This window comes from Paenibacillus sp. RC334 (assembly GCF_030034735.1).
Lineage (GTDB): Bacteria > Bacillota > Bacilli > Paenibacillales > Paenibacillaceae > Paenibacillus > Paenibacillus terrae_A.
This window is the reverse complement of record NZ_CP125370.1, coordinates 912,591-926,318: the sequence shown is the minus strand read 5'-3', so window position 1 is coordinate 926,318 and position 13,728 is coordinate 912,591. Positions and strand designations below refer to the sequence as shown.

9 protein-coding genes and 1 pseudogene are annotated in these 13,728 nt (G+C 49.0%); all 10 read right to left on the bottom strand.

Annotation, left to right across the window (positions count from 1 at the left end):
- Positions 1–38 precede the first annotated feature (38 nt).
- Positions 39–1,022, bottom strand: coding sequence for a Gfo/Idh/MocA family protein (locus QMK20_RS04470; RefSeq protein ID WP_283654760.1), 984 nt, complete (start codon positions 1,020–1,022; stop codon positions 39–41).
- Positions 1,023–1,201: 179 nt separating this feature from the next.
- Positions 1,202–6,172: a DUF4132 domain-containing protein gene (locus QMK20_RS04465; RefSeq protein ID WP_283654759.1), complete on the bottom strand. Its 4,971-nt coding sequence runs from the start codon at positions 6,170–6,172 to the stop codon at positions 1,202–1,204.
- Between the two features lie 15 nt (positions 6,173–6,187).
- A complete protein-coding gene (locus QMK20_RS04460) occupies positions 6,188–6,607 on the bottom strand; it encodes a hypothetical protein (RefSeq protein ID WP_283654758.1) in 420 nt (139 codons plus the stop codon).
- 347 nt (positions 6,608–6,954) lie between these two features.
- Positions 6,955–7,812 (bottom strand): MetQ/NlpA family ABC transporter substrate-binding protein, encoded by an 858-nt coding sequence (locus tag QMK20_RS04455; RefSeq protein WP_283654757.1) that lies wholly within the window; start codon positions 7,810–7,812, stop codon positions 6,955–6,957.
- Between the two features lie 275 nt (positions 7,813–8,087).
- Entirely contained in the window at positions 8,088–8,759 is a 672-nt protein-coding gene (locus tag QMK20_RS04450; protein WP_283654756.1) for a methionine ABC transporter permease, read from the bottom strand.
- Positions 8,752–9,477 carry a methionine ABC transporter ATP-binding protein gene (locus tag QMK20_RS04445; RefSeq protein WP_283654755.1) on the bottom strand — a complete coding sequence of 242 codons (726 nt, stop codon included), beginning with the start codon at positions 9,475–9,477 and terminating at the stop codon, positions 8,752–8,754. The genes QMK20_RS04450 and QMK20_RS04445 overlap by 8 nt, the downstream gene beginning before the upstream one ends.
- Before the next feature lie 139 nt (positions 9,478–9,616).
- Positions 9,617–10,408, bottom strand: coding sequence for an energy-coupling factor transporter transmembrane component T family protein (locus QMK20_RS04440; protein ID WP_283654754.1), 792 nt, complete (start codon positions 10,406–10,408; stop codon positions 9,617–9,619).
- Positions 10,383–11,886: pseudogene (locus QMK20_RS04435) on the bottom strand (ABC transporter ATP-binding protein). Before QMK20_RS04435 ends, QMK20_RS04440 begins: the two are co-directional and overlap by 26 nt.
- Positions 11,886–12,482, bottom strand: a complete 597-nt coding sequence (locus QMK20_RS04430; RefSeq protein ID WP_283654753.1) for an ECF transporter S component — start codon at positions 12,480–12,482, stop codon at positions 11,886–11,888. Before QMK20_RS04430 ends, QMK20_RS04435 begins: the two are co-directional and overlap by 1 nt.
- Positions 12,483–12,860: 378 nt before the next feature.
- Positions 12,861–13,652, bottom strand: coding sequence for a TatD family hydrolase (locus tag QMK20_RS04425; RefSeq protein WP_283654752.1), 792 nt, complete (start codon positions 13,650–13,652; stop codon positions 12,861–12,863).
- Positions 13,653–13,728 lie beyond the last annotated feature (76 nt).

Below are 13,728 nucleotides of genomic sequence, written 5' to 3'. Positions count from 1 at the left end.
TTTCTTTATTCAATTCAATAATTCAATTACTCAAAAGATTACTCAAAAGGATACCGAAGCCCCCACTGTGCACGAATCTGATCCATCAGCTTCATAATGCCCAGTGATTCATCCAAAGATATCGTGGAACTTTCGAATAAGCCTTCATTCAGGCAGCGCCCCACTTCTTCTGCTTCAAAGGCATACCCTGTGGAAGCTCGGTCATCCTGAAAGGTTTGTACCTCTTCGCCGTCCACATGTAAAGTAGCCGACGTGCTATTCAGGAAAGATGGAATGTGGATATATCCCTTTGTGCCATGGATATATGCCTCATTCGTCAACCCGAGACGAACCGCCCCATTGAGCACAGCCGTACGTCCATTTCCGTAATCCAGCAGGATGGAAAACGTCTCGTCAACACCCGTTTCCCCGATATGAGCGGTACTCCATACATGCTTGGGTTCAGGACCGAACACCATCGAAGCAAAAGAAACCGGATAAATTCCCGTATCTAATAAAGCACCTCCGCCCAGATCGGGGTTCAATAAGCGTCCTTCCGGGTTCCATTCTACACGAAAACCAAATTCTGCCTTAACCAGCTTCACCTCACCAATTCGTCCCGCGTCTATCCACTCCCGCACTTGGCGAATCGGAGGCAAAAAGCGTGTCCACATCGCTTCCATCAGGAATAGCTTATGCTCACATGCTAAGCCGATCAGTTCCTCCAGTTCCCCACTATTCACGGTGAAAGGTTTCTCACACAGGACGGCTTTTCCGGCCCGAAGAGCCGTCAGAACATTTTCTTTATGAAAAGGATGAGGAGTGCCTATGTATATAGCATCTACCTCGGGATCTTGAGCCAGTTCCTCGTAGGATCCATAAGCGCGTGCAATTTGATGCTTGGCTGCAAATTCGGTAGCGCTTTCAATGGTACGTGATCCAACAGCGTACCCTTCCCCGTTCGTAACATGCGCCAAATCCGCGGCGAATTGATCTGCAATCCATCCCGTGCCGACAATTCCCCATTTGATCTTCTTGCTCATACTTGTGTCCCTCCCTGCAATATGGTCAACGTTGACTTACACAATCCCCTTTATTCTAGCAAACCCCTGCCAGGAACAAAAGAATTATCTGACGCAAATAATGAAGCCCCGCCACACGGATCTGCATGGACAGGGCTTCACGCTACTTCAAAATGAATCTCTATATTACAGCTTCTATCCTACGCCTGAAGCTGCGTAAGAATTTGCGGGTCCTTGATTTTCTGATCCTCAGCCAGCAGTACAATTTTGGATAAAATCTCGGCTGTTCTTGGATCTTCATCCAGGAACGGCAGGAAGATGCGCCCACGATGCTGCGAATGCACCGGAATGATATGCAGCGCTCCCTTCGCCTGCTTGTAGACACCGCCGCTTCCCAAATGCACCGCATATTCACCAAGACTGCCGTCTACACGCGCATAATTCCCATCCAAACGTACATTACTGATTTTCAACAAACGCAGCGATTCCTGCACAATAACGTTGCGCATTTCAATGGTCGTAAGACTGGCTTCCGGATCAACACCGCCCACATGGGCGACACTGACGACCAAATCTACATCCCGCATGACTTCCGAGAACAGCACTGGAGGAACTTCCTCCAACGGCACACTCTTATACGTTGTCCGATCAAAGAATTGCACCGTCTCCAGTGTAGGAGCCTCGGTATCGGCTGGTGAGAACCAATCTGCCATCGCGTACAGGTTAGCAATCAGGTTTTCGGCATAATACACCTTCTGTAGTCCTTCCTCATAGCTGACCGTCCATTGGCGACCTTTCAGCAGGGCTACCGTTTTATTCGGCTGTACCTGATGTCCTGCATATCGACGGGAAACGGTGGCACTTGCACGTTCATCTGCATTCGGCAAATACAGCTCACGGAACACCTGTTTAAACGGCTGCCGAATCTGGCGGTCAAATAAATCCTTCTGGAAGTCGCTCCAGCGACCACTTTCGTACAAATGGAGCGGATGAGCGATGATCAGCTTGTCCTCTTCACCTACGGGATACTGTTGACCCGAAGGATCAGCCAACCCTGATGTATCTTCATTGAAATATCCCAAGCGATCTCCAGCCTTGAAAACTAGCGTTCGCACCAACGGAGCAAGCACAGGGTTGCCTAATAATCCCGTTAATTCCTTCATCATAAAGGCCGTGCCGGACTCCATAGAGCGTTCCAATTCCTTGCGGGCTCTACGATACTGATCTACCAGATCACCTTTAAGCTCCTTCAACGCAGCAACATACTCATCCTTCTTGAAGCGAGCCGGAATAGATTTCAGCGTCTTCCCTTTGCTGACAATCTCAATATCTGCCGTTCCTTCCTCATCAATGACAAGCTGTATCGTTGTAGCCTCTTCCAAAGCATGTGGCTCAAAATAAGACCGGAGATCCTCCAGCTTACGGGCTTCCATGTCCCACACAAGCCGGGTTACATCATCATAGCCTGCGTTACGTGCCAAATTCCCAAGCGCAATTCGTGAAACCAGAGCTTCACTGGCCTTACGCTGTGCCCCAAATTTTTTGCTCTGTTCCAGAAACTTCTGGATGAAGTCATAACGTTCCCGTACAGCTGGTTCAGGAGGTTTGACAAGAGGAATCAGACTGTAGGTCAGCAAATGTTCCTTGTTTCGTTTGTCTTCCACCGACTTTTTCATTTCACTCAGTTTCAGCTTACCCAGCGTCGCATCCGCAAATAACTGAGACCTGCGATGATTGGCTCCGGCCGAAATATATTTGGCACAGTCGTACAGCAGATCAAATCGTTCCTCGCCCAACGTCTCATAGGCCTCATGAAACCAGTGAATATCGAAGGCTCCATCATTAAAATCCTGCGGAGCAATCGGCGAATAATGAGCTACAATCGTTTCCTTCTCGGCGGAAAAACCTTCATTGATATGCGCATGGAAGTACCATGCAGCACTGCGAAGACCTTCCCATCCAAGATAACCTGCTACAATTTCAATCCACTGTGGAGCATACATTGCCGCCTCCAGCAGACGTTTATCCGTAATTTTAGCGTTACTCAGCTTTTCCTTCAGCAAAGCAGCATCCTCGCCATCATGCGGATAACATGCCTTGAGCAAGTGGCTGAACGATTCTTTTTTGGTGATACGATCACCGTAGCCATACACATAACCACGCACGAACGTTTCCTTGTCGAGTCCCTCCAGAATACGAATGAAATAATCCATCCCTTCAATCCGGCTCAAGCCCATCACTTTTGGGGTGGCCTCGGTAGGCAAATCGCCTCGAACCAATTCAACCTCCAGCAGTCGTTCAATAACCGTACGCCGTATTTCCAAAAATTCCGGATTGCTGGCAATCCATGTATTGCGGGCATTCGTTAAGGAACTCATATGTCTTCTGCTATCACTGCCAGCCAACAGTTCCCGATACACTTCTCCTACACCGATCAGCCCTTTTTCATATGCCTTGAAATAATCCTCCAGCTCCAGCGGTGAATAAAAGTGATTTAATACGTCTGCCAGCTCATTATAGTTTACAAAAGTATGGAAAAAGCGCTTAAAGGACTCATCATCATGTACACGCCCTTTCTCCAGCCCGATCCACGGGCTAGACAGCAGGTGCAGCATTCCCATGTCCTCAGCAGGTCTGTCCTTGGGCATAGCTTGCATCAATGTATTCAACGAGAGATCAATGGTATCAAAGGTTTCCTCGCCAGGAGTGTCCAGAAAATAAGCATTAATCAGCGTTCTTACCTGATCGTTATACGTCAGCTCTGCTATCCATTGCTGAACTTCCTTCATTCGATCTAAAGGATACATTTGTTCAGCGAAATCTTTACGCCATCCTTCCAGCAGCTTGTGCTTTCTCAGTTCTGAATAGTCCATGTTATGATTGGAGAAATAACGGTAGTAGCGATCAAGTGTTTGATCCATAGAATCCAATCGGTCATATAAAACAAGCTCTAGCAGTTCACTTGCTTCCATGTCGCTCTCCTGCAAATAACGACTCCATTCCTCGTGAAGAGGATATAAAGACAGCATGGAGACTGCTTCCTCATTAGGCTGAGCCAAGCGTACGGTACGAAAATTAGCGCCGATTAGCAGCGTTTCTTTGTAGCCCGAATAATACTCAGCAGTATATTCTACATCACGATGCTGGTGGACAAGCTCATTCAGTCCGCTCAGGAATTGCTTCATCTTCTCCAGTGAACCCACAAAAACATCACCCAACCGGAAATCACCCAGATCCGGCTGCTTTTCCAGCCAAGCCTCCTTGGCAGCAGGCTCGTACAAGCCAAAGCCGTTTGTCCCCGTATAAGCATCCTCCTGCCCCAGCTTGGACAGCAGTTGTTCCTCCTTAGCCGTCGGCTGCTGAATGATATCTGCTAAAGGCTGGATAGTTTCATACTGCTCGGCACGCTCGGGGTCTGCATAAATCTTCGTCAATATTTCAAGTCCGCCCAATCGTTGCAGCTCCGCCTTTGCCCGAAGCAACCGCTCCAATGAACTATTCAAAGACTTCTCCGGTTGTGCCAGCAGTACACCAATGACACTTTGCCGCAGGGAACCCGTCTTGAGCTTCAATAGCCCCTCCATTTGCTGCATTTCCTCTTCCGCCAGCGTCAGCTTGTGCGCCTTGGCAACAGCGAACTCGCGAATGCTCATACTTTTGTCGGACAAGCTTGAGAAAATAAATTCACGTTGCACCGTATCATCCGGATTCCGCACAAATTGATTCAGCAGCTCACCGCGTAGATTAGAGCTAATCTGATCCTTTAAGGCTATGATTTCTCCAATCCAGGTCGCGTCCATATCGTAACCGATAAGATACAGCATTTTTTGAATTGGCGCATCCGAACGGTGATGAACGTTTACAAAATCCAGCACCTTGGAGGGCTCGGTAGACTCGCCTTTTTTCATCTGTGCAAACAGAGCATGAAGTCGCTCAAAATCCTTGCGTCGCTCTTCTTTATTTTCCAGTAATGGAGTACGAACCACTTTAACGATCCGATCCGCGACCGTCCCGCCTTCTACCCATTCGTAAAAATAATTATTTGTATAGTTCGTCAGTACCCAGTATTGAAGCTCCGGGTCCGTCTCATTCAGATATTCTCTGGCAATCCCCAGACGCACATCCTTGTTTTCACTGTTAGAGAGTACATAAAGCGCTACAATCTTCTGATAAGGTGCTCCCTGTTCCATGACTTGCCGAACTTGTCCATACAGTTCACGTTCCTCATGTACTGCGGTAGCCCACAAGCTCATATATACCTCATTGGCATTCGCGCTAGTCAGCCATTCCTGACGCAGCTCGCTATTCGTCAATGCTTCATACGCCTGCTCAATCAGTTGGCGAACCACCCGCTGATTAGCAGACTCCAAGCCCATGCCTGTCCATACCGCAAGCGCCCGTACCACCGAGCTGTAACGAATGAATCCCTGGTCAATAATCACCTTCAACAGATATACAAGAGCCTCCGGGGTTCCTTCATCCATTTGCTCCACGATGCTTTGTCGCAATCCCTCCTGAAGCTTGGCAGCTGCCAAAAGCTCGCCGATCATATGGTAATTCTCCTCTTGATGGCTCAAGAGCATTCCTTTAATCATGGCACGCGTAAGAAGCGCAGTCTGGTTATCGCCATAAACAATACCTTTTAGCGCCTCCAAGACCTGCGGATTACCGTTGTCCAACTCATAGGCTATCCAATCACTAATCGTCTCTTGAATCCGATAGTCATTCCCATGTTCATAATCCTTTTTCGTTAAATAATCTATAAGCGAGAAGCCGATCCAGTCCATTCGGATAAGCTGCACCATTCTTTTATAAATCCGCGAAGTATGGGATGTGATATCCGAGGTACGGAACGGTTTACGCTCATACCCTGTACTGTAAGGATATTCAGTCACATGCTCTGTTATATATGCAAACACATCCCCGGCCATTGTTCCAATCAACTGACGCAGCACCTCTGCCAGTGGCTTGAACAGCGGCTCTCCGCTTGCTTCTGCCTGTACTTTTAATATGCGCTGGCATTCGTTAAAAGGCTCCTCATCCTCGCGTATGTAATGAATTCGACCCAGTTCCATAACATGTTGGGCCAATTCCTGTTGTTGTCCATCCAGTTGCGCCGCGCGCCCCTTCAGTTCGGTGAAATATTCCTGCTCATTTTTCTCCTGATGCATATTTCATTTCCCCCTCTACCATAGGCTTCCGGCCAGCATTGTGAACCGTATAAATACAATCTCGTCTCCATCCTCAAGCAACAAAGGGGCATCCAGCACAGCGGCTTCCTCATCACGTACAAAAACCCTGTACAACCCGTCTTCAAAAGCCTGCATCGCCGTGTTTACCGCATCCTCCACATCAGGAACACCATCATTATAGATGGACCCGAATCCTACCTTGCCTGTCTCGCCCTGCGCCTGAACCTCCTGCCCTGTGAGGAACGGAATCAGTGCGTCACTCCCCTGCTTTTCACGCAGTCTGCGGACATTCAGGGCGACGGTAGCAGCAATCAGCTCTCGCAACGTTTCAGGGGCAGGATTCAGCTCCATTTCCTGTTTTGCGAGTTCTGGCTTTCTCTTTCCCAAACTTTTTACAGTTACAGCCAGCTTCATGTCGTTCCCCTTCTTTCTTGCTTCCGCTTTTGATCCGTTGTCAGCTGAATTTTTTGACCCCTACAAAAAAACCGTTAACAAAACCAGAAACGAATGTTTGTTCGTATATTTATTTTAATATGCTCGCAAGCATTACTCCATCACCCTTAATGACTAAAATTTATAGCAGTGTATGTACCCTAAAACCTTAAAAACTAAGACTTTATACCCTGTTTTCGCTAAAAAATATCCATATAAAGGATAGAAAAAAAGACCTGCACAAGGAACTCCATCTGCTCATCACAGACTTCATTACCTTATACAGGCCACAACTAATCATAAAACAACGTTTCAACACTCGTATTTATTTAAAATGCTGGGACGACGCTGTCCTTGTAATTATCCTCGAAAAATTTGCGGACCTCCGGACCAGTCATTCGCTTCGCCAGCTTTTGAATGGCATCCGAATCCGCATTATCCTTGCGCGCTACCAGATTAATGGCAAAGTGAGTATCATCCTTTTCAGTAATTAATGCGTCCTTCTTCGGTGTCAGCCCCAGTGGCTTGGCATAAGCGGGATACATGGCAGCCATGTCCACATCATCTAGCGACCGCGCCAGCATCAAGAGATCCACTTCTTTGAACACAAACTTTTTCTTGTTTTCAATAATATCATTCTGTGTAGCATTATAGCCTACGCCTTCTTTAAGCTTGATCAGACCGTTTTGTTCCATCATCACGAGAGAACGTCCGGTATTTGCCGGGTCGTTGGCAATCGCAATGGTCGCACCTTCGGGCAGATCTTTAATGTTCTTGTATTTTTTGGAATACGCGCCATAGATGGCGTTGTAAATCGGTTTGACTGCTACCAGATCGGACTTGTTGCTTTCATTGTATTGTTGCATAAAAGGAGCATGCTGAAAGAAGTTAGCATCCACTTCATGGGCTGCCAATGCGTTATTCGGCTGGATATTGTCCGACAGCACGACGATTTCCAAATTGACTCCGTCCTGTTTGAGCAATGGTTTTACGATATCCAGCACATCCGTCATCGGTGGAATCAGCGTCGCCACTTTCAAAGTCACTTCTTTTTGAGAAGTCGCTTCTTTAGGCTGTGTTTCTTGTGCCGCCTGCTTTTGACCGCCGCATCCGGCAACCAGCAGCATGACGACAGCGAATAGTGTAAGTAATTTCAGGTTAGTTTTTATGTTGTTTTTCCGACTCATTAGGTGAGAAACCTCCAAGTAAATTTGTGATTGGGAAAAGGAAAATGAGTTACAGTGGAGCCGCTTCGCGAATGATTTGATCTTACGATCGCTGTTACCCCCCGGATTTTTTTCATTTAGTAGAACATTATAAGGTAAAAATCCGGGGGTAAAGGCGAGCGCTAACGCTTCTTCAGATTCAAATCCTTCGCTCCGCTTATGGGCCACTGTAAAGTCATTCTCATTTCCCATAGTGGGTGGTGCAGATGTAGTGCCTAGAAGCAAGCTACAATATACTATCGCTTGTCAATCCGACGAGATATCGTGCTTCCGGTGAACTGGATCGTTTGCACTAAAATAATCATGACGACGATGGTGAACGCCATCAATCCGGTTTCAAAACGCTGGTAACCGTAGCGGATGGCGAAATCGCCCACGCCGCCGCCGCCCACAATGCCCATCACCGTGGAGTAGGAAATGAAGCTGATTGTGGACGTGGTCAAGCCAAGTACAAGCCCCGAACGGGCTTCCACGTACAAAAATTTAAAAATAAGCTGGAGGGTAGACGCTCCCATAGAAGTAGCAGCTTCGATTACACCCTTTGGCACATCCAGCAGTGACTGCTCCACCAGCCTTGAATAGTAGGCAATGGCTACCACTGACATGGGAACCGTAGCCGCCATCGTACCCAGTGCCGTACCCACGACGAGACGTGTAAATGGAATCATAAACACGACCAGCAGCAAGAACGGGAACGAGCGAATCACATTGACCAGACTGTTTAGTATGGTGAACACCAGCCGATTTTCATATTTTTGCCCCTTGCCGCACAAATACAAAATCGTTCCTGCCGGAAGCCCCAAAAGTACGGCTGCTGCGATAGAAAAGCCCACCATGATGAACGTCTCTCCGATGGCCTTCCATATCTCGGACTGATACTGCGCAATGATACTCAGCGTTTCATTCATGAGCTTCACCTGCTGTAGCTGTTGAATTGACCGTCGGGTTAGCCACCAGCTGCGTTGAAAGCAAATGTCCATCCCGCATCTCCGAAACGCGGCTACAAATGCTCCGCACCACGTCCATATCGTGCGTTACGATCACAATCGTAACCCCCAGTTCACGGTTGATCTCCTGCAACACACCTAGAATATCCGCCGTTGTCTGCGGATCAAGCGCTGAGGTCGGCTCATCACAAAGCAGCACCGCAGGTCGATTCGCCAGCGCTCTGGCAATCGCGACCCGTTGCTTTTGACCTCCGCTCAACTGTGCTGGATACTGCGCTGCTTTGTCAGCTAAACCGACGAATTGCAGGCATTCGCGCACACGTGCCGCTCTCTCTTTTTTCGGTACGCCTGCCAGCTCCAGCGGCATTGCCACATTTCCACTAACCGTCCGATTGTGGACGAGATGATAATGCTGAAAAATCATCCCGATGGATCGCCGCGCTTCACGGAGACGTTTTTCCGGCATGCGGGTCAGCTCGTCTCCATTTACAACCACATTTCCCTCATCCGGCTGTTCCAATACATTCATCAGCCGGAGCAACGTTGACTTACCGGCACCGCTGGCACCTATGATACCGTGAATTTCCCCTTCCTCCACTTGAAGGGACACGGATTGAACCGCTTGAAATGGGCCGCTTGAGGTCGTATAATGCTTGCTTACCTGATGCAGCGTAATCATGAAACTGGCCTCCTGATGATCCATTTCTCAGGGAAAATGTAATAGGCCCGCCAGCCCAGTCAGGTCTGTACGAGCCGTCAATTCCCATTGCATTAATATAACACAGAGCAGAAATCGGGCAAAGCCTTTTGACAGCAAATTAGCGCACATCCCACACGCCCACATAAGGAAAGCAGATACCGAGCCCCCAAGCCAGCGTAAGCATCACCACAAAATAGCAAATAAATACAATATCTACAGCCGAATAATGGATCGCATAATAGTACGTGCGCTTGGTTTCATTGGCAAACCCCTTGGCCTCCATGGCAATAGCAATTCGCTGGGCGCGCCGGATGCTTTGAGCCAGCAGCGGAATCGCATATCTGCGAAGCGTAGCATACATATTCCATTTGGACACATGCTGATGTACACCCCGAATGCGGTGGGCATGTCTCAACGTTTGGAATTCCTCCAGCAGCATCGGCATCATCCGCATGGCCGCCAAAAAGCTGTACGCATATTTCGGAGGAAGCCTCCATTGCTGCATCAGCGAATAAAACAGGTTCACCGGGCGTGTCGTCAAACCAAATAATAATCCTGCCGCCGCCATACTCAGTGCACGAAATCCAAGATGCATTCCCCGATAAAAGCTTTCCTGCGTAATATGGATCAGGCCCCATGTCCACCAGGTCGTCACCCCTTTGCCGAACATCATCATGCCTGTGGAGGTTGAGATAAACACCAGTATAAAAGGAGAACCATATAGCAGCAGACGCTTCCACGGATGGCCAGTCCAGACGAGCAACAGCAGCATAGCACACGCCACATTGAACATCACATTCAGATTGTGAATCAGAATGACGACCACGAACAACAAGGAAAACATAACAAGCTTTAATCCCGGATTAACCCGGTGAAGCCATGTTTCATGATGGGGAAAAGACAGGTTCATGCCGCAGTTCCCCCTTCTGTATCCGCCATATATCCGTGCAATATCGACGGACAATTTCCGGGTCATGCGTGACCATCACAATCGCCGTGCCCGCCGCTCTAAGCTGCTCCAGCATGTCCAGCATGACAAAGGTATTGCGTGCGTCCTGCCCAAAGGTCGGCTCATCCAGCAGCAGCACGGCTGGCTCACGGATCATAGCTGTGGCAATGCTCAGCCGCCTTTTTTGCCCCAATGAAAGCTGATATGGATGACGTTCGTCCAGTTGTTCCAACCCAAACCGTATGAGCATTCGCTCCACTCGCTCCCGGCGCTGTTTATCCGTAAACAAGCTCTCCGGCAACGAATACTCCAGTTCCTTCCGAACGGTATGCGCTACGAATTGCAGCTCCGGATTTTGAAACACGAACGCGATGTGCTCTGCCAGCTGTTCCGTACCACCCACCTCTATTCCGTCCACGCTGTAACTTCCCTGCGTTCGGATTAAGCGCATCATGGAGAGCAGCAGCGAGCTTTTACCAGCCCCATTTTCACCGACCACACCAATCCAGTCCCCCGGCTTCACCTGTGCTTTCTCCACATGAATGACCGGGTTCGAACCCCGAAGGCCGCTAAAATGCTCCAGCTCCAGTATAGGAGTACCCGCTGCCGCCTCTTCTACCTGATGAGAAACGTTTAACTCATTTGGTTCACAGAAGATGTGTCCCTGTGCCTCTTGTTCACTCCAACGTGGTGAAGATGCCTCATTCCATACGCCCGGATACCATACACCGTAATCAGACAACGCCTGCCGATGCACATGAAATACCTCTTCCGCAGTTCCGTCTGCCATGATCTCCCCCTTGAGCAGAAAGCACCACAATCCGGTCCACATCATGGACAATTTCATTAATTTTATGCTCCACAATCACTAGCGTCTGATCTGCTGAAATGTGGCGAATCGTATCCCACACCTGTGCGGTGCCTTCTTCATCCAGCAAAGCCGTCGGCTCATCCAGAAAAAGCACCTCCGGCTCCATCGCCAGCACTGACGCTATTGCGAGCCGCTGCTTCATGCCCTGAGACATGCTGCCAATCGGCATATGTATTTCATCCGTCGAAAGACCGACCTGCGTCAGCAGCTTGCGGATACGAGACGGCATTTGCTCACGGGGAACCTGATTATTTTCCAATACAAAAGCTAGCTCCTCGTCCGCATACGACATACAAAACTGCGTATCCGGATCTTGAAATACGACACCCGTACACTCCGGAATGACAGCAGCATCACATTTCATCGGCACTTCTATCGTGCGCGGAATCAGACCACTCAGCACCTGGAGCAGCGTTGATTTACCGCATCCACTCGGTCCGAGCAGCAGCAGCTTTTCCCCTTTGCGGACGGATACAGACATGTTGTGAAAAAGCAGCTCCTGCTCACCGGGAAATTTCAAACGAAGACGGGTGACCGACGCCACCACATCTTCGGCTACCCAACTCATTAGTCCAGCCCCTTGTAATCCTGTTCCGTTGCAGGTCTCAAGGTACGTGTCACCCCTGTGACTTCCAGCGCCTTAGCCAGATAGAACGCGAACACCCCGGCAATCACAATACTGCCAATCATGCGGAATCCGACATACAAAACATAGTTCCAGGTCGAAAGCTGATCAATATACCCGTAACTGAAGTCCAAAATCAGGGAGGCTATAGCCGATCCAGCCGCAGCCAGCGAAGTGACCCACAGGTTGGCGTTCCGGTACAAAAAAGCCGCAAAGAACAGCTCTGCTCCCAAACCTTGCAGCAAGCCGTAGTACAAGGTGGACATCCCCCATTCACTTCCCAAAAAAGCACTGAGCGTTGCCGCTGCCACCTCTGCCAAAATCGCAACTCCCGGCTTGCGGATAATAAGATATGCGAATGTGCCCGCCATAAACCACATGCCATACACCAATTGCTCGGCGTTCAGCCCAAGCGGTTTCACCAGATCATACGCAGGCCCCCATATTTTATAGACCAACCCGAACACGACGGCGATCACAATCGTGACCAAAATATCCGTCAGCTTCAATCCTTTAGACGCTTTTACAGCAGTATTCATTATGATGTACTCCCCTTTTCCCTTAAAATGGGCCTCGTGGCCATGAAAAAAGCTTGTCCGGAGCTGAATCTCCAGGCAAGCTTTATGCGCAGTAAAAGGTGGATCACCATACACAACATCATTCGTCGATATACCTCATACAACCAGTAGCCTAAGCGCAGCCGTCTAGCTTGATTATAAGATATGAACCTAATCTATCGACAACCGCAAAACACGCGGCATTCCTGTATAGTGTTCTAGGTTTCTCTACGCTGGCATTACCCAGATCAGATTTCACGGTCGATGGCAAGGGCCACCCTCTCAGCCTGACTTTCTCAAGCTCCCGACAATGCTTTTTAATTCACTATAATGTACACCACATCTATTGCTTTGACAATCCTACAATCCGAAAAAACGTTTGGCTGTCTCTGTCGTCGCGATTTCGATCTCCATGATGCTTCGACCTGTACATTCTGCAACCGTAGCGGCAATATGTGCGAGATAGATCGGCTCATTGCGCCCTTCCTTCGGCTTTACAGGTAAATTACGCGGGGTGAGAAATGGAGCATCCGTTTCAATCATCAGACGGTCCAGTGGAATATCCCTGACCAGTTCACGCAAATGCTTGCCGCGCCGTTCGTCGCAGATCCAGCCTGTAATACCGATGTACAATCCCATGTCTACATACATATGCAACTCCTGTGCGGTTCCGGTAAAGCAATGCACCACCGCCTTATCTATCAGCTCATTATGCTCCCGCAGCATAGCCGCAAAATCCTCATGCGCATCCCGCTCATGCAAAAATAACGGCATTTTCAGCTCGCCAGCCAGCTTCATCTGTTCCCCAAACCATTGGCGCTGCACATCACGCGGAGAAAAATCACGGTTATAATCCAGCCCGCATTCCCCGATGGCTACGACCTGCGGCTGACCCGCCAGCGCACGGAGTTGTTGAATCGTACCCGGGGTACAGTCTTTGGCATCATGGGGGTGCACACCAGCCGTCGTATACAGCTTGCCGGGATAACGTGCCGCATACTGAGATGCCTCCCGGCTGCTACGGACACTTGTCCCGGTAATAATCAGCGGTGTAATCCCTTCGGCTGCCGCTCTTTCCACCACCTGCTCCCGATCCTCATGAAACGAACGATGCATCAGATTTACACCAATATCAATCAGTGACGTACTCATTTCAGTTCCTCCTTTATAAAACTATAATCTCGGATCATATTCCCATACCACTATTTCTCCCAATTCATAGTCAACG

What these genes read in the sequence shown, in the direction of transcription:
- QMK20_RS04470 (WP_283654760.1), bottom strand. Translation starts at nt 1,022, where the DNA reads ATGAGCAAGAAGATCAAATGGGGAATTGTCGGCACGGGATGGATTGCA.
- QMK20_RS04465 (WP_283654759.1), bottom strand. Translation starts at nt 6,172, where the DNA reads ATGCATCAGGAGAAAAATGAGCAGGAATATTTCACCGAACTGAAGGGG.
- QMK20_RS04460 (WP_283654758.1), bottom strand. Translation starts at nt 6,607, where the DNA reads ATGAAGCTGGCTGTAACTGTAAAAAGTTTGGGAAAGAGAAAGCCAGAA.
- QMK20_RS04455 (WP_283654757.1), bottom strand. Translation starts at nt 7,812, where the DNA reads ATGAGTCGGAAAAACAACATAAAAACTAACCTGAAATTACTTACACTA.
- QMK20_RS04450 (WP_283654756.1), bottom strand. Translation starts at nt 8,759, where the DNA reads ATGAATGAAACGCTGAGTATCATTGCGCAGTATCAGTCCGAGATATGG.
- QMK20_RS04445 (WP_283654755.1), bottom strand. Translation starts at nt 9,477, where the DNA reads ATGATTACGCTGCATCAGGTAAGCAAGCATTATACGACCTCAAGCGGC.
- QMK20_RS04440 (WP_283654754.1), bottom strand. Translation starts at nt 10,408, where the DNA reads ATGAACCTGTCTTTTCCCCATCATGAAACATGGCTTCACCGGGTTAAT.
- QMK20_RS04430 (WP_283654753.1), bottom strand. Translation starts at nt 12,482, where the DNA reads ATGAATACTGCTGTAAAAGCGTCTAAAGGATTGAAGCTGACGGATATT.
- QMK20_RS04425 (WP_283654752.1), bottom strand. Translation starts at nt 13,652, where the DNA reads ATGAGTACGTCACTGATTGATATTGGTGTAAATCTGATGCATCGTTCG.